This window comes from Colwellia ponticola, from assembly GCF_005885605.1.
Classification (GTDB): Bacteria; Pseudomonadota; Gammaproteobacteria; order Enterobacterales; family Alteromonadaceae; genus Colwellia; species Colwellia ponticola.
The window spans coordinates 1-475 of record NZ_SZVP01000078.1; the positions used below are offsets into that span (position 1 = coordinate 1).

Genomic DNA, 475 nt, shown 5'->3' on the forward strand with positions numbered 1-475 from the left:
AAGCTTGGACAGATATGCGAAAATACCGCTACGACAACGTAAATATTTACAAAACAATGGCTTTCCCAACTAGCTTATTTGTTGATAATAATGGAAAATTACCATACCGAGTTCGTCCAAGATTCAACTCAGAATATGTATGGAATTTTGCGGCTTTACAAGCAATTGGCGCAGATAAAGTGGATTATCATACAATAGAAATGTGGTTTTCTAAACCGTAATTTATCAAAACTATAAAACGTATTACATGAAAAATATACTTAACATTATTAAAAAATCCATTGTACCACTTTTAGGAGCGGCACTGGTTGTATCTTGTGGAGAGGAACACGATTTCACTCCTTACGCAGTAAGTGCGTCTGATAACACTTCTAACGTAAAATTTATTCACGCAGCGATTGGTGCAAATGGAACTAATCTTCAGGTGAATTATTTTATTGGAGCAGAGAAAATATCCTCTGTTGGCGTTACCGTT

2 protein-coding genes are annotated in these 475 nt (G+C 35.4%); both read left to right on the forward strand.

The annotated features are described in order from the left end of the window. A partial coding sequence (locus FCS21_RS17685; RefSeq protein WP_222927987.1) for a hypothetical protein occupies nt 1-221 on the forward strand: 221 nt, incomplete at its 5' end. A 26-nt stretch (nt 222-247) separates the two neighbouring features. Next, on the forward strand, nt 248-475 hold a 228-nt coding region (locus FCS21_RS17690), incomplete at its 3' end, for a hypothetical protein (protein ID WP_138624491.1).